The sequence below is a fragment of the Acetobacterium bakii genome, from assembly GCF_001263355.1.
GTDB lineage: Bacteria > Bacillota > Clostridia > Eubacteriales > Eubacteriaceae > Acetobacterium > Acetobacterium bakii.
Map to the genome: position 1 here is coordinate 15,485 of NZ_LGYO01000046.1, position 19,568 is coordinate 35,052.

Sequence of the window (19,568 nt, forward strand, 5' to 3'; positions counted from 1 at the left end):
GAAAACTGACATCAAAGCAAGCATTGTTCGATTTTTTTGAATTGCGCAATTGCCTATTAAAAATAGATCAAGGAGCAAATATGAAAATATTATTCATTCAAGCCCTTTCAATGGAGGGTATCGACATTGAAAAGGTTTATCCCATTGGGATTGTGGTTCTGGCCTCCCAGGTTGAACGGGAAACCAGCCATAACCTCCACCTTTTTGATATGAACATGGCCCTGGATCCTTACGGCGAACTGCGCCGGCAGCTGGATGACCAGAAGCCCGATGTGGTCTGTATTTCCCTACGAAATATTGACCCGCTGGGCAATAAAACCTCATCCCTGATTCCCGCCTTTGCGGTGACCCTGGCTTTTATTAAACGGTATTGTCCGAATACCAAAATCCTAGTGGGCGGCACCGGTTTCTCGCTGTTCCCCGAACGACTGATGACTGAATACCAGGAAATTGATTTTGGCGTCACCGGCGAAGCCGAAAAAATCATTGTGCCGCTGTTGGACAATCTGGACAATCCGCCGCTGCTACCGGGCTTATGCTACCGGAACAACGATATCGTCAAGGTTGTGTCCGCGGTGGGTGATTACGATATGAGCGATTACCTGATGCCCAACCGGGATCTCTTGGATCCTCATCCTTATCTGGAAGTGAATAAATATGTTGAGAGTATCGGCGTCGAATCAAAACGGGGGTGCTGTTTTTCCTGTGGTTATTGCTCCTATCCGCTGCTCCAGGGAACAAAAATGCGCTGCCGGACACCTCAAGCAGTGGTGGACGAAATCGAATTTCTTTATAAAACCTACGGAGTCACCCGAATTCACTTCACCGATTCGGTAGTAAATATTCCGGTGGATCATTTGGATGCGATCTGTCAGGAAATTCTGGACCGCGGCCTCGACATTAATTGGAGTGGTTTCTTCCGGGAAAACCTGCTAACCGAAGCAAATGTGGCCTTGTATGCAAAATCCGGCTGTGAATGCTTCTCGCTGTCTCCGGATGGACTTAGCCAAACTGCTTTGGATTCCATGGATAAACACATGCGGGTTTCGGATATTCTTGACACCGCCCGGGTGTTAGCCAATAGTGGTGTGGTCACGGTATATCATTTTCTGGTGAACACCCCTGGCGACACCGACGAAACAATGCAGGAAGCCAGAGATCTGATCGATGCCATCTATGCGATTCATCATCAATCCAAAACGTTAGGAACCATCGTGCTAAACAATATTCGGATTCTACCGGGCACCAAAATCGAGCGGCAGGCGCTGGAAAACGGGGTCATCACGCCCCATACGGATTTACTTTACCCCACCTACTATAATCCCGAACCCTTTGATCGGGTTCGCTACGCGCTGGAAATTTATCATACCAAAAAAAATATCTTTATGTGGCAGGAGGTCACTTCATGAAAGTTTTACTCTTAGAACATCCCCGTTCCTTTGGGGAGGATCGTTGCAACGATATCGCTAACGCGCCGCTTTCTGCCTGTCTCAATACCGGCTATATTGGGGGGATGCTGGCTGCCAATAATATCGATGTCACCATGGTAGATGGTTACCTGGAAAAGCTTGATTACCCGGCCATTGAAGCGGAAATCAAAAGAATCCGCCCGACCATTCTTGGGATTCACCAAGTCTATCACTGGGAGGATAACCAAACCCTTTACCAATTTATCGAACATGTCAAATCAGCTTATGGCATTTCCTATGTAACGGTTTTCGGCTTTTATCCCACCTTTGCCTACGAGGAGATTTTAAACCGCTGTGCAGCCATTGACTCGGCTCTTTTAGGGGAAAATGAGCTCACCTTTTTAAAGCTCGTTGAAAACTTTCCCGAGAATCATCTTCCGGGCATGGCCTACCGTGAGGGCGATTTTATTGTTGCCACCAAAGGCGAAGTGATTTACGATATCAACACACTGCCTTTTCCACTCCGGGGCAAGGGTTCCTATTCCTTTGGCGAAGTTAATATTTCCGGAAGCCGGGGCTGTTATGGCGGTTGTACCTTTTGCTACATAAACCCTTATTATGGTGATGCCAAGCGAAAATGGCGGGGCCGCAGTCCTGAAAATATTATTGCTGAAATTGATGCAGTGATGAGCGAAACCGATATTCGCTATTTTTATTTTATGGATCCCAACTTTTACGGTCCGGGCCGGGCCGGAAAAGATCGGGTTCTTAAACTGGCCGCCTTATTAAAAGAACGCAATATCACCTTTGGCATTGAAGCCCGGACCAACGATATTGAGGATGAAACCATTAATGCCCTTGTGGACGCCGGCCTGCGCCATATTCTCATCGGTTTGGAAAGCGGCCGGGATGAAGCCTTAAAACGGCTGAATAAGCTTACCACTGTAGCCGACAATGAAAACGCCCTGGTGGTTTTGCGTAAATACGGGATTGAACCCAGCGTCGGTTTTATTATGTTTGAGCCGGATTCCAATCTAGAGGATCTCCAGATCAACTACGATTTTCTAATGCGCAACCATCTTTTGGATAAGCTGGAAATCAGCGTGAATGTGCTATACCACCATATGATCATTCTCCAGGGCAGTTCCTCTTACAAAGCCCTTCAGGACCAGGGACGATTAAATATCTCCAGTCACTCCACCTATGAGGCAGATACCGATTATGTGAATTCGAAAGTTGCCACTCTTGCCTCGATGATGCGGGACATGACCAACCATATCTTTTCGTATATGAAGGATTCCTGGGAGCTGAGCTTCAGGGGTGACCCGCTGATCCTTGAAAAGTATCAGCAGATCAATGATCTGCTGATTAAGTCTTTTCAAAACTATCTGCAGCTGCTGACAAACAGTGATCTGACCACAGAAAAAAGAAACGATTATGTCAGTACCTTCAATGCAACCATTGATGGTATCATGGCCTAAACTCAAAAAATGCTCCCGGAGGCAGCCGCCTCCGGGAGCATTTTTTTACTTGGTTTTATTCCGCTGTGGGATTTTTAACCACATTGATTTCCATGATATGACGCTCATCCGCCTGGGTTATGGTTATGGTTAAATTTTCAAAATTAAAAGTCTCTCCAATAGTTGGAACCCTATCCAAAAATTCAATGATCCAGCCACCAACGGTAATCACATCAAAATCATCATTCATTTCAAATAAATCAAACATTTTTCCCAGGTTTGCTTTACCTAAAATACGGTATTTATCCTCAGCGATCTTCACAAATTCATCAATAACCTCATCGTGTTCATCCCAAATTTCGCCAACCAGTTCCTCAATGACATCTTCCAGTGTGACAATTCCGGCGGTTCCGCCGTATTCATCCGAGACCACTGCAATGTGGCTTTTACGCTTCTGCAACAAAGTAAGAAGCTTTGAAATCTTCATGTTAGGAGTAATGAAAACTACCGGATTAATAATTTCACTAAGGGAACTGCTGCCATTTGCCACATAGTGGGTGAAGTCTTTATGATTGATAAAACCGATAATGTGGTCAATGGTCCCCTGGTACACCGGCAACCGTGAAAAGCCTGTTTCAAAAAATATTTTAGCGATATCCTCTTTGGGATTATTCATATCAATGGCCACCACATCCACCCGGTGAGTCAGGATATCATCGGCATCGAGGTCATTAAACTCAATGGCACTGCGAATGAGTTCACCATCCTGAAGATCGATGCCGCCGTCATTTTCGGCTTCTTCAACAATGGTAAGCAGTTCCTCCTCGGTCATGTTCTGTTCATTTGTTACCTTAAACATTTTTGAAAGCAATTTTTTCCAGAGCATAAATAAAAAATTCACCGGTTTCAGAACAACGATCAATACCTGTAGAATCGGTACTGCGAACATCGCAAAGCTTTCAGGGGAATCTTTTGCCAGACTTTTGGGGGATATTTCACCAAAAATAAGCACTAAGATCGTCATCACAATCGTTGATATGGTCACTCCCAAATTACCAAAATATTCCACAAACAAAACGGTGGCAATGGAGGCCGAGGCAATATTGACAATATTATTTCCGATTAAAATCGTCGATAGAACCGTATCAAAGTTTTCTGAAAGCTTTAACACCTGACCGGCTCGTTTATTTCCGTCTTTGGCAAGATTTTTGATTCGAATCCGATTTAATGAGGTAAAAGCTGTTTCTGTTGCAGAAAAAAACGCCGACATCATTAACATCACTACCAAAATTCCAATATAACCAATCGTGCTGTTATTCATTGACTAAGCTTCCTCCATTGAACAAATAATGGATTGATTGGTATTCTATCTGGCATTGATCGTTTTTCATTGCCTTTGTTTTAGCTATAGGTAAATCGTCCAAATTTTATTCCTCTTTCAAATTATATTTTACTCCGTTAATAATATCATAATTTTCGAAATAATTCCATGCATCAAAAGAGAATTTTTTGTTATTCTAATTCCTGTTCATTTTTCAACATTCTGTAATAACCCAGGATCAGTGAAAATAAAAGATTATCCTCGCCATTTCCTTTGATGGAAAAGCCCAGACATTCCTCTAATTTCTTTCGTCTGAAGATCACTGTGTTTTTGTGCACATAAAGCTCCACCGCAACCTTTTCATAGTTAAAACCGTTCTCATAGAGCCGTTTCATAGTCAGCATTGCTTCTTCTGTTCCTTTTCCAAAACACTTCTCAATTTTTTGGATATATGGCAAAAGTACATTTGAAAACACTTCATCATCCAAATGATTGAAAAGTTTCCAAAAATAATGAGAGTGGGCAAAATAAATGAATTCCCCAGTGCTCCCGATGGCATGTTTTGCTATTCCATAGGCTTCGCTATATGAATTTCGGTAACCTTTAATGCCAGTATAGTAACCACCTACATAGCATTTGCAGTCCCTGATCTTCTTCAACTCCGGTCGTTTAGCCAAAATATCTATTGCGTAAGCTCGAACAATTTTTTCAATCTCCCAAGGCTCTGTCTTTTTTATGGTTTTGAATACCAAAATGGAATCACCTGACATCACCGTTGAAATGTCCTGCTTTAGATGACTGGATGAGGTCTTCATTTCGTTTAGCAGATCTTCCAGAGCGGTCTTATTGTTTTTTTCCTGCTGTTTAATGGTCACAATCAGGGCGACCCGGGGCTTTTCCATGTCGTATCCCATCCGCTGACCCCAGTCGAAAATTTCCTTTTCGCTGATCGTTAGCCGATCATTAATCAAGGTAGTAATAAACAATTCCTTATCGTTGCGGTGACTGTAAAAGCGATTCATTGATTCCTGCTGTTCGATGATGAGTTCTGCCGCCATTTTCACCAGTTTTCCAATATTTCGAACCTCCGCGGGATTTCCGGTTACCCCAACAACTCCGATGACTTTTCCCTCTTTATCAACAATGGGCATATTGATTCCCGGTTTGACCCCCTGTAACTTCAATGCTTCCGCCTCTGTCACTTCACAAGTCTCGCACTGATTGATGGCCTTCATTGCCGTTTCATGATAAGTTTCAAGCCTCTGAGGAGAACCACTTCCAATAATAATACCATTTTCATTCATAACATTAATATTATGTCCCAAGCTGCTCATGACTTCATCCGCTATTTTCTGTGCGATTTTACGATCCAACATATCAATTCCCCTTATCTCTTTAATTTTCCACTGACTGCTACCATGCTTCTAAAGAGATTTATGACGATGGTTTCCAATCCTTCTCTGGCATGTTCCATGTGCCACTCCAGACTTTTCGAATTATTGTAGGTGGCAAAGGCCCCGGTGATTCCCTGGTCATACAGGCTTTCATACCCTTCTTCCAAAGCCCCGGAAATAACAATCACCGGAATTTTCTGTTTGTATGCCCTTTTACCGACTCCGGAAACAACCTTTCCCATGGCACTTTGGACGTCGGTTTTTCCCTCACCGGTAATGATCAGGTCAGCATCCTGAATCAGCTCATCAAAATTGAGCCGGTCTAAAACAATTTCAAGTCCTGATTTCAATTGGGCATCAAACAATGCCACCAGCGGCAGGGCCATTCCCCCTGCGGCGCCGATGCCAGCCAGATCAAGCAGGTCTTTTCCCGATTTATTTTCCAATAATCGCCCCAAATGCATGAGACCCTTATCAAGTGACCTTACCATTTCTCCGGTAGCGCCCTTTTGCGGCCCGTAAACCTGAGCGGCTCCCCGAGTCCCACAGAGAGGATTGTCCACATCACAGGCAATGATAAACTCCTTATGCAGGATCTGTGGATCCACCGATGCCATATCGATGGTGACGATTTTTTCAAGACTTTCGCCACATGGGATCAGCTCATTATGATCGTGATCATAAAACTTGACCCCCAGCGCTGTGGCGGCCCCCATTCCCCCGTCATTGGTCGCACTGCCGCCAATGCCGAGGATAATTCTGTGGCATCTCTGGTTTTTCAAAGCATCAAAAATCAGTTCACCGGTACCAATAGTGGAAGTCAGCAGGGGATTTCGTTCCTGCTCTGTGAGCAGAGTCAAACCCGACGCAGCGGCCATTTCGATCACGGCAGTACCTTGATCCAATATGCCATACTCAGCTGTGATCTTTCGAAACAAAGGATCTTGCACCTGAACGGTCATCTTTTTTCCATCGCCAACTGCTAATAACGCATCAACCATTCCTTCTCCCCCATCTGAAATGGGTATCTTTATGATCTCTGCCGCCGGCAGTATTTTATGGATAGCATTTTCAATGATGTTACACACTTCAATTGCTGATAAAGACCCTTTATACGAATCTGGTGCAATAATAATTTTCATGCTTGCCCTCTCTCTTTGATTTTTTTCGCAAAGAACAATTCTGCTAAAAATAGCATGGGAACAACCCCATGCCATTTGTTAGTTCTATTGTAAAATTAAATTTCCATAAATTCAGCAATAAGACTGTTGAATTTTTCCGGTTCTTCCCAAAACAGCATATGACCCGATTCTTCAAAGAATTCTGTTTGGGCTCCCGGGATTTGTTCCCCGACATAAGCACTTCCCTGCCAATCAAAAACGGCACTGTGGCGAGCCACGCATACCAGGGTTGGCAAATCAATGAATGGCAGGAAGTCCCGCCAATCCAGATTGGTATGATCCCGCATAATTTCGATTCGTACATAGGGTGGACATTTTGAAATTTCATCGGCAATGAATTTTACATCCTCGGCCGAGGGTTCGTTGTAAAGACAGGCATAGGCCAATCCTTCTGCACATTCACGGGGTGCATATTTAATATCATAACAGGTCCGGATAAACATTTCCACATCATAGCAGCCATTCTGACCCCAGGACCAGTCTGGGCCGGTGTACTGGAGTGGCGCCTGATCGACACAGACCAATTTTGCTATCCGATGTTTGCCGAACAGCTCGATGTAACTCCACAAAATGGCAACACCCATGGACCACCCAAGAATCGTCACATCTTCAACATCAAGATGATCCAGCAATTCTTTAACATCCATGGCATATCTGGAGATCCGATGACTGTGCATGACTTTTTCAGATTCACCATGCCCACGGTAATCCAAAAGAATAACCTGATATTTTTGGGCCAATTCATCGCTGTTTTTCTTGAAAAACTGGGTCGTGCAGGTCCATCCGGGAATCATCAGCAAAGGTTTTCCCTGACCCTTTACCTCATAATACAATTCCACATTATCGTTTGTCGTAAAAGTTGCCATTATTTTCCTCCTAACAATATTTCTATATTATTATTATATCCAATTCTCAATCGTTTACAATAGCAATAATGCCAATCTTTTCCTTAAATTATTGGATTTTATTACAATAACATTGGATTTTTTCAATTTTTCACTGTACTGAAAAAAGAACCTCAAACACATTTTGCATGGGTTCGAGGTTCTTTCTTTCATTTTTTTAACGCTTCATTTCAAGCATTTTTGCTTTCAATTCATTCTCAAGTTTTTCCAACTCAATTTCGACTTCTTTTCGCTTCTGGCGGCCTTCCGACTGGATTTTCAGGACTTCATCGAAAGTGGTGATCAGCGATTCATTGGTATTCCGCAGGGTCTCAATATCCACAATCCCCCGTTCGGATTCTTTGGCGGTAGCAATGGATTCCATCTTCAGGGTTTCCGCGTTTTTGCGCAGCAGTTCGTTGGTCATATTAGTGACCTCGCGCTGAGCTTTTGCCGCTTGGGCGGAGTGAACCACTCCAAGAGCTAACACCATCTGGCTTTTCCACAACGGGATGGTGTTGACAATCGATGACTGGATTTTTTCGGCCATCAGGGTGTCGTTATGTTGAACCAGACGGATCTGCGGGGCCATCTGGATTGAAATCATCCGGGTCAGCTCCAGATCATGTATCTTTTTCTCGAAGCGATTGCACATCGCCGATAAATCATTGGCGGCCTGAGCATCTTCGGGTAGCCCGCTGAGCTGTGATTTTTTTATAATCGCTGGAAGTTCGGTGCTTTCAACCTGGTGAAGTTTCTTTTTGCCGGCTAAGATGTACATCGACAATTCTTTAAAATAGGTTCTGTTTACATCATACAATTTATCCAGCATGGCAACGTCTTTTAACAAAGTCATCTGATGTTTTTCCAGGGCTTCGCAAATACGATTGACATTGGTTTCCGCGGTTGCGTAGCGGGTTTGCATCGACGTTAATTTATTGGCATTCTTTTTGAAGAATCCTAAAAACCCCTTATCATCGTCTTCCACATCAAAATTCTTGAGTTCCATAACCATATCCCCAAGCATTTTACCAACCTCGCCCATGTCTTTTGTTCTAACATTATTTAACGCGGTTTCAGAAAATTCGGCAATCTTCTTCTGAGCCCCCACCCCAAACTGCATAACTAAGCTGGAATTGGTGAGATCAATCTTCGCTGCAAAATCATCCACCATTTTTCGTTCTTCGGGGGTCAGGCGGCTTTCATCGAAAACCTGTTTTTCCGGTTCCAACTCATGATGTTGATCGGTAACAGCTGCGGTTTTCTCTTCAAAGGGATCAAAGGTCAATGTTGGGGTTACCTGGGAAAAATCTTTTACTGTATCATCCATATTTATTCTCCTCGTTATTTAAAATCTTTTTTTGCCAAACCTTCTTGTTTTAAAATAGTGTTTAATACTGAAATATCCGTTGAAATATCCAGGGCGGTATCTTCATAAAAACTGTCCAGAAGATTTTCAAAAGCATGATTGATGGTGTCCAGCGTCTCTTCAATTTCTTTTTTAGTTGCCAGAATATTTGCCCCCTGAAAATTTTCACTGTCTAAATCTTGATAGACGCCCACAAGTTTCAGGGTTGTGGGTAAATAATATCCCATAAATTTACGTATTTCCGGTACTTCCTCGGGATTTGCTTCGATAAACTCAAATATTTTACAGAGCACCTTTTCCAGTCGATCCAATTTGTTTGAAACGCCTTCTCCCGATATGGCCTCGTTAGCATCCTTTATTTTTTGGATCGTGACTTTTCCTTCTTCGATGACTTCCCGAGCCGCTTTCTGTCCGGGGTTTTGTTCCTCCATCATACGTTGCCGCTGGGCGATTTCGATTCGATCCTTTTCCAGTTCTTCATTAAGTTTTTTACGTTCTACCAATTTGAGATGCGCCTCGTAGGCCTCATCACTGATCAATAAATAAGTTTCTTTTTCATCAATCCGGCCTTCTGGAAACATCCCTAGCTGGATCATTTTGCGAAGATCTTTTACCACAAATTTCGAACTTCGACCCGTTGCATCAGCCAAATCTTTAATTTCACAAAAGGTTCGATCGCCTAGCCGTTTCACATAGTAATTAAAACGCACAACCCTGGCCCGGAGCCCTGATCCCTTGGCAACCATAAAAACGTTTATGAGCAGAATGGGTAAAAAGGATCCCATGAGCAAGGGTAGGCTTTCATATGAATAGTTTGACAGAAAAACCAGTAACATGAAAAATATAAAGGTAATCACCATACCAATACTGCCAAATACCATTAATAAAATTCCTGACACCTGGCCTTTTGGTGCTTTTGTCACCAATACCTTCGCTGGTTTTCTAATGGGTTTGCCGATGAATTTTTCCTGATATTTTTGTTTGTTTTTAAACTCTTTTTTGTTTTTTTCGTTGCTTTCCTGTTTTCTATATACCGCTTCATTGTAAGCGTTTTTTTTGTCTTCAGCCTGTTGCTGCCAATTTTTACTTTCTTTTCTCACTTCTTCCAACGCTCGGTTAACTGTACCGGTGATATTTTTATTCAGTTGTTTAAAATCTGTTGAATTTAATGCATCCTGAATAATGGATTTAATATCATCCCCGATGTTTGAATAATCTTTTTTTGCCATCGTTTGACCTCCAAAATATGAAATAATTATATCGTATAAAAATGAAAAATACAATTGAGAATTCAAACCTTTAGCCTAATTCTTAAACTTACCTCAGTATGTTATTCAATTTTGCGGTTAAATATAAAATACCCACAAAACAGATTCACTAATCTCATTTCATGGGTATTTAAGTATTTTAATAAAAGGTCGCGGTTGCAGACAAAGTAATAAATAAACTTTTCAAGGCAAATTCATATTTTTGCTTGTCTATTTGACCTTGTCATTCTCAGGCCTCACTGGTTTTACAGGGTTGCATACACAATGGCAGTTCCAGATGACAATTCAATAAAAGCGCTTCATTAAATAATATATCTTTCACACTGCCGTCTGCAAAAACACTACCATGGTGGAGAACAATCACCCGGTCACAAATATCCAGAGCCATATCCAAATCATGGGTGGCGATGATCTTTGTCATTTCCAGTTTTCCCAGGGTTTCCATCACATTGCGCCGGGCTTTGGGATCCAGAAATGATGTGGGTTCATCGAAAAGAATGATCCCCGGATTCATTGACAGAACCGAGGCAATGGCAATCACACGTTTCTCGCCGCCGGATAATCGATGGGGCATGCGATCTCTTAAATGGACAATATCAAGCTTTTCCAGTGCCCCCACCACACGCTCTTCTACTTCACTGTCAGATAAAAGTTCATTTCTTGGCCCAAAGGCAATGTCATCGTATACCTTTGTCATAAAAAGTTGGTCGTCTGGATTTTGAAAAACCATGCCAATCTTTCTTCTAATGTCTTTCAGGGTTTTCTTTCCCACTGAAACGCCATCAACATTGATTGACCCTTCGCCTATGTCTGAAATCCCCACAATTAACTTGAATAAACTTGATTTTCCAGCACCATTCGCTCCTACCAACGCAATACTTTCACCGTTTTCGATGGTTAAATTAATGTTTTTAATGGCCGCATGGCCGTCTGGATACTTGTAACTTAAATTTTCAATACTTAGCATGATAACTCCTTTATAAAAAACTGCCAATGAACTGGCTCAGGTTAAAAAATCTCAAAACGATTAAAATTGCACAGGTCACAAGTAAGTAGATCCAATCGCTCTTTTTAATGCGATCTGGTTTGGCATATAGATAATGTCCGTCATAGCCCCGACATTTCATTGCATAATAAATATTTTCCGCCCGATCAAAACTTTTGAGCAGTAATTGTCCCACGAAAATGCCCATATCTTTCATCTTAATACCCTTTGCATCGGGAGCTCGTAAAATATATGCGGTGTACATATTGGAAACCTGTTCCAGCAGTACCGATATGTATCGATAGGTCAGCATAATCTGTTCAACAATAATTTTAGGCACTTTTATATATAAGAGCTGATACGAAATCTGGGGCAGAGAAGTTGTTGAAATCAGAATCATCACTGCCATTACCGTAAATACGGTTTTAACCATAATCGAAACAAATGAGATCAAACCATAGGTAATTGGAATGCCACCGACCATGAACGCTAAATTCTGATTGAAGATAATGTTGGAAATTCCGGCAAAAAAAGAAAACGGCAATGCGATCAGCAGGCGTTTCAGTAACGGCTTATAGGGGATTTCTCCCAGGGCCATTAGAATGACTGGGTAAAAAGCGAATACCATTAAACCGGTGACATCATATTGATTAAAAGAAATAACCAGAACAAGATATAACAGTGTTGTGATCAGTTTAACCAGAGGATGTAATCGATGGATAATTGTATTGCCGTCTGCCAGCTCTTCCAGAGAATGGATTGTGTTCATTGAATCCGTTATTGTTGACATTGAGACTACCTTCCGACTTTATAATTAGAATAACCTCTGTTTAAAAACAGAGGTTATTCTAATTATATCATTTTTATTAAAATATTTAAACTAATATTTCATCAAGCTTCTTTTTCTTTTTTGCGTTTGACTGCATAAATTAGATAACCGACTCCGCCTGCCAAAAGCAGGGTAATACCGCCTCCAACAATTCCTGAGACGCTGGTACCTACAGCTGAACCATCACCATCCTTAAAACCGTAATCCGGTAAAATGGCAGTAGCTTCCTGGATTTCTCCGGCATTGCCGTAAACATCCCCGGATGTCTCTAACTCGGTTGTACCGGCAACTCTTTCCATTGCCCATTCCAGACCGTCAGGATTTGCCGAAGCAAAGAGAGATAATCCCCCACCGACAACAACAGCAAATATCAGTAAAACACCCAGGACCTTTTGAATCGAAATATCTTTTGGCAGTTTTTTATTTTCCAATGATGACTCAAGTAACTCAGGTCGCATTTTATAAACAAAAACTAAAATACCACCGGTGACAATCCCTTCAATCAGTCCTATGGCCAGATGAATGGGCATCATCAATGTGACAAAAGTTGCAAAGGGAAGCGCTGTTATTCCCGAAGCTAATGTTTCGAGTACAACCGAAAAAGCTCCCAGTGATAAAGCGAGAACAACCGAAACAATGGATGCCACCGTAATCCTGGTGGGGGTCAGCCCTTTTTTAACAATGGGCTTAAATACTAGCGGATATATGAGTAAACAGGCATAAAATCCCATGTTCCAAATATTGGCTCCCAGAGCTAAAAGCCCGCCATCCGCAAAGAACAGGGCCTGAATCAGCAAAACTGCGGTAATGGTTAAAAAAGCGGGAAACGGTCCCAACAAAGCTGCCAACAGGATACCACCGCCAATATGTCCGCTGGATCCGGTACCGGGAATGGTGAAATTAATCATCTGTCCGGCAAATATTACTGCGCCCATAACGCCCATTAACGGTATTTTCTTTTCATCTAAATCATCTTTACATTTATACGCCGAATAAGCGACCGCTCCGGCACTCGCCGCAAGCATGATTCCACCAACTGCCGGTGAAAGTAAAGCATCTGCCATATGCATATTAAAACCCTCCTCAAAATAATAACTAATACCACAAAAAAACCACGAAGTACACCCTTTGCTCCTGCAAAAGAAATACCTTCATGGCATCATTTTTTTATTTTATTTTAGTGTGATTCGCATCACGCACTTCATATACAATACTTTTATAATTATAAGCCTCTGTACTGTTGCTGTCAAGTAAAAATTTACGAAGACCTCAGCTGAATAAAGATCCGTTCAATTTTATCCAGCCAATCCAATTTTCAGATGAATTAAAGCACACCTTGAATTCACCTTTTTTTCTTGTCTTATCTAAGGCTTTAGTTCTTTTTTTTGATTTTTATTTTCTTGTATTTAATTCTGTTTTTTCGCATAAAGTCGACATAAATAATCCGTAGAATCGCTATCGTCAGAATTAAAACCACAATAGTGACATACCAATATAAAATCGGATAATCCAAAAATCCCCGGACATTCATTTTATTCACGGCATACACCGGATTTGACTCTAGAAGCACTTCCCCGTTATAAACCTCAACTTCGCCCAATGTTTCCCCTTCGCTGATATCCGCTTGGAGCTGGGTGCCGGTGTCGGTTTCCCTGACCAGATTATCATCCCATTTTATTCGGGTGATATAGCTTGCCTTGCTATCTTTGGGTGCCAGGCTAACCACCGAACCATTGGTTTTTACTCCCAGAGTTTTTCCGTCAAAAACATGATAGTTTTCAATGTCAACATCACTGAAGAAATCATCTTCTCCGGTCCATTTAATAAAATCATATTCTTTTATAAGGGTATTCAAGGTTTTATTGGCCTCTTCAAAAATTCCAATTTTATCCGCATTCATAATAATGCCAATGATGTTTTTTCCTTCACCTTCTCCTTCAAAGATAAGGCATTTTCCGGCTTCTTCGGTGTATCCGGTTTTGCCGCTGGTAGCATAACCGTTAAAGACAGGATTGACCCCGGCAAGATCATTTAGTGTTCGGACGTCCTCGGGCAACACATCATAATTCGGATAAAGCATCAGATTGCTATTGGTCCATTCATGCTTGACTTTATCGGTTTGAAGTTTATAGCTCTTTGCCCGGGTGATCTTCCTGATAACATCGTTATTTAAGGCAGCCTCAGCTAATTTCAACATATCGCCCGGAGTACTGTAATGCTCAGAACTGTGTAAACCATGTGGATTCACAAAATGCGTCGACTTCATGTCAAGATCTTTTGCTTTTTTGTTCATGGCCTCTATAAATATTTCTGTGGCTGCACTGGCATCAAGGGTACTATTTCCGGCAATTTTTCGTCCAATATTTACGCTAATGGTATTCGCCGCATCATTCCCTGATGGCAGTAACAAACCATAAAGAAGATCCTCCAACGATATTACCTCGTAAACTTCCAGACCGGCAACACTGCTGTCGTCATCGATATCCTCGATTTCCTCGCCAACTGTTACGGTTTCGGCAAGGGTTCCATTTTCTATTGCCACCAAGGCTGTCATGAGCTTTGTGGTACTGGCCGGGTAAAATTTTTCATCCTGTTTTTGCTGATAAATGATGTCGCCACTGTTTACCTCCGAAATAATTACGCCTTCTTCTTCGGGAAATAAAAGTACCTCAGCCCCAAATACGCCAGTTGTGAAAAAAACAAGGCTAAGAACAAACAATAGTCCTATTTTTCTTCTCATATTTTCCTCCGAAATATCCTATTTTATGTAACGTGTTGTGTTAAACAATTCCTTGTTTTCATTAATTGCTTCTTCGCTGCCAAGAACACAGAAAATATTTTTTTCCAAAACTCCGGCAACCGCACCGGCAAAGGATTTGAGTTCTTCGACGGTTGTTTCCAATATTTGATCCCGTTCTTTTTGCATATCGGCTTGGGTTAAGCCACCAAAATAAAGGGTATCGGCAACCTCACCTTTTACCGCCGGGCTTAAAGGCACATCCTTGCTGCTAATGGTTCCAATAATGTATTTTTCAAGCTCTCTCTGAGACAGTTCCATATTTTTAATATAATCCACTGCTCCGCTAAAAGCATCCAGGGTTTTTTTAAGCTTGGGATCCCGGTATGACCCAAAATAAAGTTCTCCGGTACGTCCAATACTTAGGAATGCCCCATAGGCACCACCTTGAACACGGACCTTATTCCAAAGGTAATCCATGGAAAGAATCGATTTTAAAACCAGAAGACTTCCCGAATACTCATAACCCAGTTCGCGGATATTGTATCCCTGGGATACATACTGAATTTTTGCCGCAGTTAAAAAGCCTTCATTGAGAATTTCAGTATCAAAATGATAGGGCAGCTTCGCTTCTTTTCTTGGCGCCAGATCATTGATATAGCTTTTAAGGGATTCTAAAGTTTTATTTTTGATATCCTCGGTTCCGGTAATACTGATAATGGGTCTTTTGGTGGTGAAAACCATTTGTGCAATCTTAGCAAGCTTAGTACTTAGAACCTCAAAACGCTCTTCAAAATTAGCATCGATATCTGCAATAAACCGATAAAATTCGATGCCGCCAAATTCTTCAAAAAGACGTCCAGATTGAGAATAATAGGATTGTAGCCGCTGAACACTAACCACATGTCCTCCGGTCAAAAACTGTGTTTCTTTTTGTGTTTTTATTTCTCGGATCATATCATGGATGAGGTTTTTTTCATTATATTGGGTTTGGGTTAATATCTCAACCATCAATTTAATCAACGTCGGAATTTTATCCACAACTGCTTTTCCTTTGACATAGCAACGGGATTGGAACTCACCCAGCTTATTCGCATTGTCAAAGGATTCAATCCCAAATGAAAAACCGCCGGTGTTAATTTCGATTTCCTGACTCAATCGATGAAAGTCCATCTGTTTCGTACTGATACTTCCCAGAATTTTGCATAACAATGACAGATATTTTAAATCTTCCTGGGGTATTTCATTATAATCAAAATATAATTTAAGATAGGAAATATCCCCTGTAAATCCCGGGTGAAAAAGTAATGTTGTTGCCAGCGCAGAATCAACTGTTAAGGGATACGTTCTCACTTCCTTATCAATTTCATTCAAAGCAAGTTTTGGAATTTTTTCCAAGTCTTCCGGAGCATCCTCTGCATCCTGCCGTTCAATCAGTGCCATATTTTCTGCTACCAGGCTCATTAATTCTTCTGGGCTTAGTGACGCTTTATAAACCGCTAGTTTTTCTTCCAGGGCTTTTTCTGATTTCTCAAGAAGTTCAGCATCCGGAACAATCGTAACCAGTGACTGGTGCGTGTTATCCAATAAAAAGCGTTGAATCATTTCTTCAAAATAGCCGTCTTTCCAGTTTTCCTTCAGTTTTTTAAAAACGGCCTTGTATTTGAGATAATCCATGGGTTCTTCCCCGTAAAGCCAATTATCCATAATATCGATGCCGTAGATTAAACCACGTGGGTGGGATCCATACTCCCCTTCAATGTGTGAAAATTCATGAATATTAATACCGGCTTCCACACCCAGGGGATCCAAACCATTTTTGACAAGCTTCATCAGTGTATCTTCAACGGTTTTCACAAAAATATCCCCATGAACGGCTTCTGTATTTTTGAGAACAATTGAAAAATACGGTTGTCTCAAGGAACTGCTATAGTGAAAGCTCACATCTTCGGCAATTTTAAGATCGAGCAATGCTTCTTTTAACGGGGATGCATTATTGCTTAACAAAATATGAGACAAAATATCAAAGGCCAAGGCTTCCTCGTAAGGCAAAGTTTTACCCAGAACAACATTAAACGCCATGTATGCCTTATTCTTAAGATTTTCTTCCTTTGAAACGCCATACGTAGCTACCACAACCTGTCGTTCGGTCAATGTCTTCTGTAATTGGATCTCACTGTCCACCGCCTGTTTTTCAAAGGCATTGAGATATTCGTCATTAATATATTTCAGATGCGCGGCAACGTCGCCGTCCCCGTACAAATAAATATAGCTGTTGGATGGGTGATAATATTTTTTATGAAAATCCGTAAACGCTTCGTTGGTAAGCTCAGGAATCACATCCGGATCCCCTCCGGATTCAAATCGGTAACAGGCATCAGGATAAAGGGATTCAAATATTTTATTTTGCAGCACTTCCTCCGGATCCGAAAAAGCCCCTTTCATTTCGTTATAAACGACGCCGTTATAAATAATCGGATCATCGGCATTTTCAATATGATAATGCCAGCCCTCTTGTTTAAAAGTGTATGGGTTCTGATAGATATTGGGATAAAAAACCGCATCCAAATACACATCCATGAGATTCATAAAATCCTGGGCATTAGTGCTGGCAATGGGATACATGGTTTTATCCGGAAAGGTCATCGCATTTAAAAAGGTATTAAGGGATCCCTTGGCCAGCTCAACAAAGGGCTCTTTCACCGGGTATTTTTTTGATCCGCATAAAACTGAATGTTCCAATATGTGCGGCACCCCGGTACTGTCGGTTGAAGGGGTTCTAAAACTGATGGAAAACACCTTGTTATCATCTTCAGCCGAAATATACAAACACTGGGCACCGGTTTTTTCATGGACAAAGGTTCGGGCCAACCCATCTATTTCTTCCACAAATTCTTCTTTTTTCAGAATAAAGCCGTGGACATTTTCCTCTAATTTAAACATATTTTCTTGTTGCTTCATCATTTCTTTTTTCAAATATTTCTCCTTTATTTTTTGTTTTATTTAGTTAATTGCAAAAGTGTCGTGGGCTTCGCTGCCAGTTTACACGAAACAATTTTTACACTGCAGGTTGGACAGTTCGATGAACTGTTCGCCTGCACGTTACAAAATTGATTTCGTGAAGGCAACGAGCCAATCACAAGCTTGCTTGTAGTTGGCGACTGCCCGCGAACCAGAAGAAATTCGCATAGCGATTTCTTCTGGTTGTGAAAACTGACATCAAAGCAACATTTGTTTGATGTTCCAAAAGTTTATACCTTGATGTCGGTTTATATAATCAATTTTGTAACGTCTTAGGCGGACATCTCGTAGAGTGTCCGACGTAGAGTGGAGAAATTGCTTTATATAAACAGACAGCAAGGTTCAGCATCCTTTCGCAATTAACTATTTTTTCAATTATATTCTTTAAAGAATTCCAATTTTTTTGAGATATTCTTTCATTTTGTGTTCATGTCCTAAATCGGTGGGCTCATAAAAATGAGTGCCCATTAAATCATCAGGAAGGTATTGCTGGGGAATGTGATGGCCCGGATAATTGTGGGGGTATTGATAGGTCAGACCGCGACCGAGCTTTTCACTGCCGGTATAGTGGGTATCCTGCAAATGAGCGGGAACGGCACTGTTAGAACTGTTTTTGACGGCGGCAATGGCCGCGTCGATGGCCAGATATGAAGCGTTGCTCTTGGGCGCACAGGCTAGAAAAACAACCGCCTGGGCCAGATTGATCCGGGCTTCGGGCATGCCAATAAACTGGACGGCGTCCGCTGCGGCCATGGCCACGGTCAGGGCCATGGGCTCGGCGTTTCCAATATCCTCGGAAGCGGATATGACCATGCGCCTGGCAATGAATTTAGGATCCTCGCCGGCACAGATCATTTTCGCCATCCAATACAGCGCCGCATCCGGGTCAGAACCGCGAATGCTCTTGATAAATGCCGAGATGGTATCGTAATGATTGTCGCCATTTTTATCGTACTGGACCGCCCGTTGCTGAATGCACTCCTGAGCGGTTTCCAAATCAATCGTGATGATACCGTCTGCATCCTTGTCCACCGTGAGTATTCCCAGTTCCAGGGCATTTAAGGCCCGGCGGACATCGCCATTGGCCACATCGGACAAGTGATCGATGGCGGCGTCGTCACAATGAATTTTCATCACGCCATAACCCCGTTCCCGGTCATTAATGGCCGTGTGCACAACTGCGCGAATATCTTCAGCGGTGAGATGGGTAAATTCAAAAACGGTGGACCTTGATAATAAGGGTGAATTAATTTCAAAGTACGGATTTTCGGTGGTCGCACCAATAAGCGTTACCAAACCTTTTTCAACACTTGGCAAAAGGGCATCCTGCTGGGCCTTATTGAACCGATGGATTTCATCGATGAATAATATGGATTTTTTGTTGTAAACCCCCAGATTGTTCTTAGCTTTTTCCAGGACCTCGATGATTTCCTTTTTACCTGAAGTTACTGCGTTGAGCTCATAAAAAACAGCATTGGTGCGATTTGCAATGATTTTGGCCAATGAGGTTTTCCCGGTTCCCGGCGGTCCATAAAAAACCACCGATGATAGCTTATCGGCTTCAATCAAACGATATAACAATTTTCCCCTGCCGATAATATGCCGTTGTCCCACAAATTCTTCAAGTGTCCGGGGCCGCATACGTACTGCCAGAGGAGCGTTATCAGCGATCTGTCCTTCAAAGTTCATGGTAAAAAAGTTTTCTTGCAT

Annotated in this window: 14 protein-coding genes; 2 read left to right on the plus strand and 12 right to left on the minus strand. The window is 42.0% G+C overall.

What is annotated here, in order from left to right:
• Positions 1-80: 80 nt before the first annotated feature.
• The gene (gene bzaD, locus AKG39_RS16240) at positions 81-1,409 is read left to right on the plus strand and encodes a B12 lower ligand biosynthesis radical SAM protein BzaD (protein WP_050741463.1); all 1,329 of its coding nucleotides are present in this window, start codon (positions 81-83) and stop codon (positions 1,407-1,409) included.
• Entirely contained in the window at positions 1,406-2,890 is a 1,485-nt protein-coding gene (locus tag AKG39_RS16245; protein ID WP_050741464.1) for a B12-binding domain-containing radical SAM protein, read from the plus strand. Before bzaD ends, AKG39_RS16245 begins: the two co-directional genes overlap by 4 nt.
• 55 nt (positions 2,891-2,945) lie before the next feature.
• Here AKG39_RS16245 and AKG39_RS16250 read toward each other — a convergent pair whose 3' ends face one another.
• The 12 genes from AKG39_RS16250 to AKG39_RS16305 all read right to left on the minus strand — a co-directional run bounded on the left by AKG39_RS16250 (position 2,946) and on the right by AKG39_RS16305 (position 19,568).
• Positions 2,946-4,190, minus strand: coding sequence for an HlyC/CorC family transporter (locus AKG39_RS16250; RefSeq protein WP_050741465.1), 1,245 nt, complete (start codon positions 4,188-4,190; stop codon positions 2,946-2,948).
• 191 nt (positions 4,191-4,381) lie between these two features.
• A complete protein-coding gene (locus AKG39_RS16255; RefSeq protein WP_050741466.1) occupies positions 4,382-5,566 on the minus strand; it encodes a CdaR family transcriptional regulator in 1,185 nt (394 codons plus the stop codon).
• Between the two features lie 11 nt (positions 5,567-5,577).
• Positions 5,578-6,726 (minus strand): glycerate kinase, encoded by a 1,149-nt coding sequence (locus AKG39_RS16260; RefSeq protein ID WP_050741467.1) that lies wholly within the window; start codon positions 6,724-6,726, stop codon positions 5,578-5,580.
• A 95-nt stretch (positions 6,727-6,821) separates the two neighbouring features.
• Entirely contained in the window at positions 6,822-7,631 is an 810-nt protein-coding gene (locus AKG39_RS16265) for an alpha/beta fold hydrolase (RefSeq protein ID WP_050741468.1), read from the minus strand.
• A gap of 196 nt (positions 7,632-7,827) precedes the next feature.
• On the minus strand, positions 7,828-8,979 hold the full coding sequence (locus AKG39_RS16270; protein ID WP_050741469.1) for a toxic anion resistance protein: 1,152 nt from the start codon (positions 8,977-8,979) through the stop codon (positions 7,828-7,830).
• Positions 8,980-8,993: 14 nt separating this feature from the next.
• Positions 8,994-10,247, minus strand: a complete 1,254-nt coding sequence (locus AKG39_RS16275; protein WP_050741470.1) for a 5-bromo-4-chloroindolyl phosphate hydrolysis family protein — start codon at positions 10,245-10,247, stop codon at positions 8,994-8,996.
• 268 nt (positions 10,248-10,515) lie between these two features.
• A complete protein-coding gene (locus AKG39_RS16280) occupies positions 10,516-11,253 on the minus strand; it encodes an energy-coupling factor ABC transporter ATP-binding protein (protein ID WP_050741471.1) in 738 nt (245 codons plus the stop codon).
• A 10-nt stretch (positions 11,254-11,263) separates the two neighbouring features.
• Positions 11,264-12,061, minus strand: coding sequence for a cobalt ECF transporter T component CbiQ (gene cbiQ / locus AKG39_RS16285; RefSeq protein ID WP_050741472.1), 798 nt, complete (start codon positions 12,059-12,061; stop codon positions 11,264-11,266).
• A 101-nt stretch (positions 12,062-12,162) separates the two neighbouring features.
• Positions 12,163-13,170, minus strand: coding sequence for an energy-coupling factor ABC transporter permease (locus tag AKG39_RS16290; protein WP_050741473.1), 1,008 nt, complete (start codon positions 13,168-13,170; stop codon positions 12,163-12,165).
• Between the two features lie 302 nt (positions 13,171-13,472).
• The gene (locus tag AKG39_RS16295) at positions 13,473-14,840 is read right to left on the minus strand and encodes a D-alanyl-D-alanine carboxypeptidase family protein (protein WP_050741474.1); all 1,368 of its coding nucleotides are present in this window, start codon (positions 14,838-14,840) and stop codon (positions 13,473-13,475) included.
• An 18-nt stretch (positions 14,841-14,858) separates the two neighbouring features.
• Positions 14,859-17,813 carry an insulinase family protein gene (locus tag AKG39_RS16300; RefSeq protein WP_242852642.1) on the minus strand — a complete coding sequence of 985 codons (2,955 nt, stop codon included), beginning with the start codon at positions 17,811-17,813 and terminating at the stop codon, positions 14,859-14,861.
• Positions 17,814-18,242: 429 nt separating this feature from the next.
• Positions 18,243-19,568, minus strand: coding sequence for a replication-associated recombination protein A (locus AKG39_RS16305; RefSeq protein ID WP_083439620.1), 1,326 nt, complete (start codon positions 19,566-19,568; stop codon positions 18,243-18,245).

Bases quoted from the DNA above. Each gene is read 5' to 3' on its own strand.
- AKG39_RS16260 (WP_050741467.1), bottom strand. From the start codon at position 6,726: ATGAAAATTATTATTGCACCAGATTCGTATAAAGGGTCTTTATCAGCA.
- AKG39_RS16255 (WP_050741466.1), bottom strand. From the start codon at position 5,566: ATGTTGGATCGTAAAATCGCACAGAAAATAGCGGATGAAGTCATGAGC.
- AKG39_RS16245 (WP_050741464.1), top strand. From the start codon at position 1,406: ATGAAAGTTTTACTCTTAGAACATCCCCGTTCCTTTGGGGAGGATCGT.
- AKG39_RS16270 (WP_050741469.1), bottom strand. From the start codon at position 8,979: ATGGATGATACAGTAAAAGATTTTTCCCAGGTAACCCCAACATTGACC.
- bzaD (WP_050741463.1), top strand. From the start codon at position 81: ATGAAAATATTATTCATTCAAGCCCTTTCAATGGAGGGTATCGACATT.
- AKG39_RS16250 (WP_050741465.1), bottom strand. From the start codon at position 4,190: ATGAATAACAGCACGATTGGTTATATTGGAATTTTGGTAGTGATGTTA.
- AKG39_RS16295 (WP_050741474.1), bottom strand. From the start codon at position 14,840: ATGAGAAGAAAAATAGGACTATTGTTTGTTCTTAGCCTTGTTTTTTTC.
- AKG39_RS16280 (WP_050741471.1), bottom strand. From the start codon at position 11,253: ATGCTAAGTATTGAAAATTTAAGTTACAAGTATCCAGACGGCCATGCG.
- AKG39_RS16305 (WP_083439620.1), bottom strand. From the start codon at position 19,568: ATGCAAGAAAACTTTTTTACCATGAACTTTGAAGGACAGATCGCTGAT.
- cbiQ (WP_050741472.1), bottom strand. From the start codon at position 12,061: ATGTCAACAATAACGGATTCAATGAACACAATCCATTCTCTGGAAGAG.
- AKG39_RS16275 (WP_050741470.1), bottom strand. From the start codon at position 10,247: ATGGCAAAAAAAGATTATTCAAACATCGGGGATGATATTAAATCCATT.
- AKG39_RS16265 (WP_050741468.1), bottom strand. From the start codon at position 7,631: ATGGCAACTTTTACGACAAACGATAATGTGGAATTGTATTATGAGGTA.
- AKG39_RS16290 (WP_050741473.1), bottom strand. From the start codon at position 13,170: ATGCATATGGCAGATGCTTTACTTTCACCGGCAGTTGGTGGAATCATG.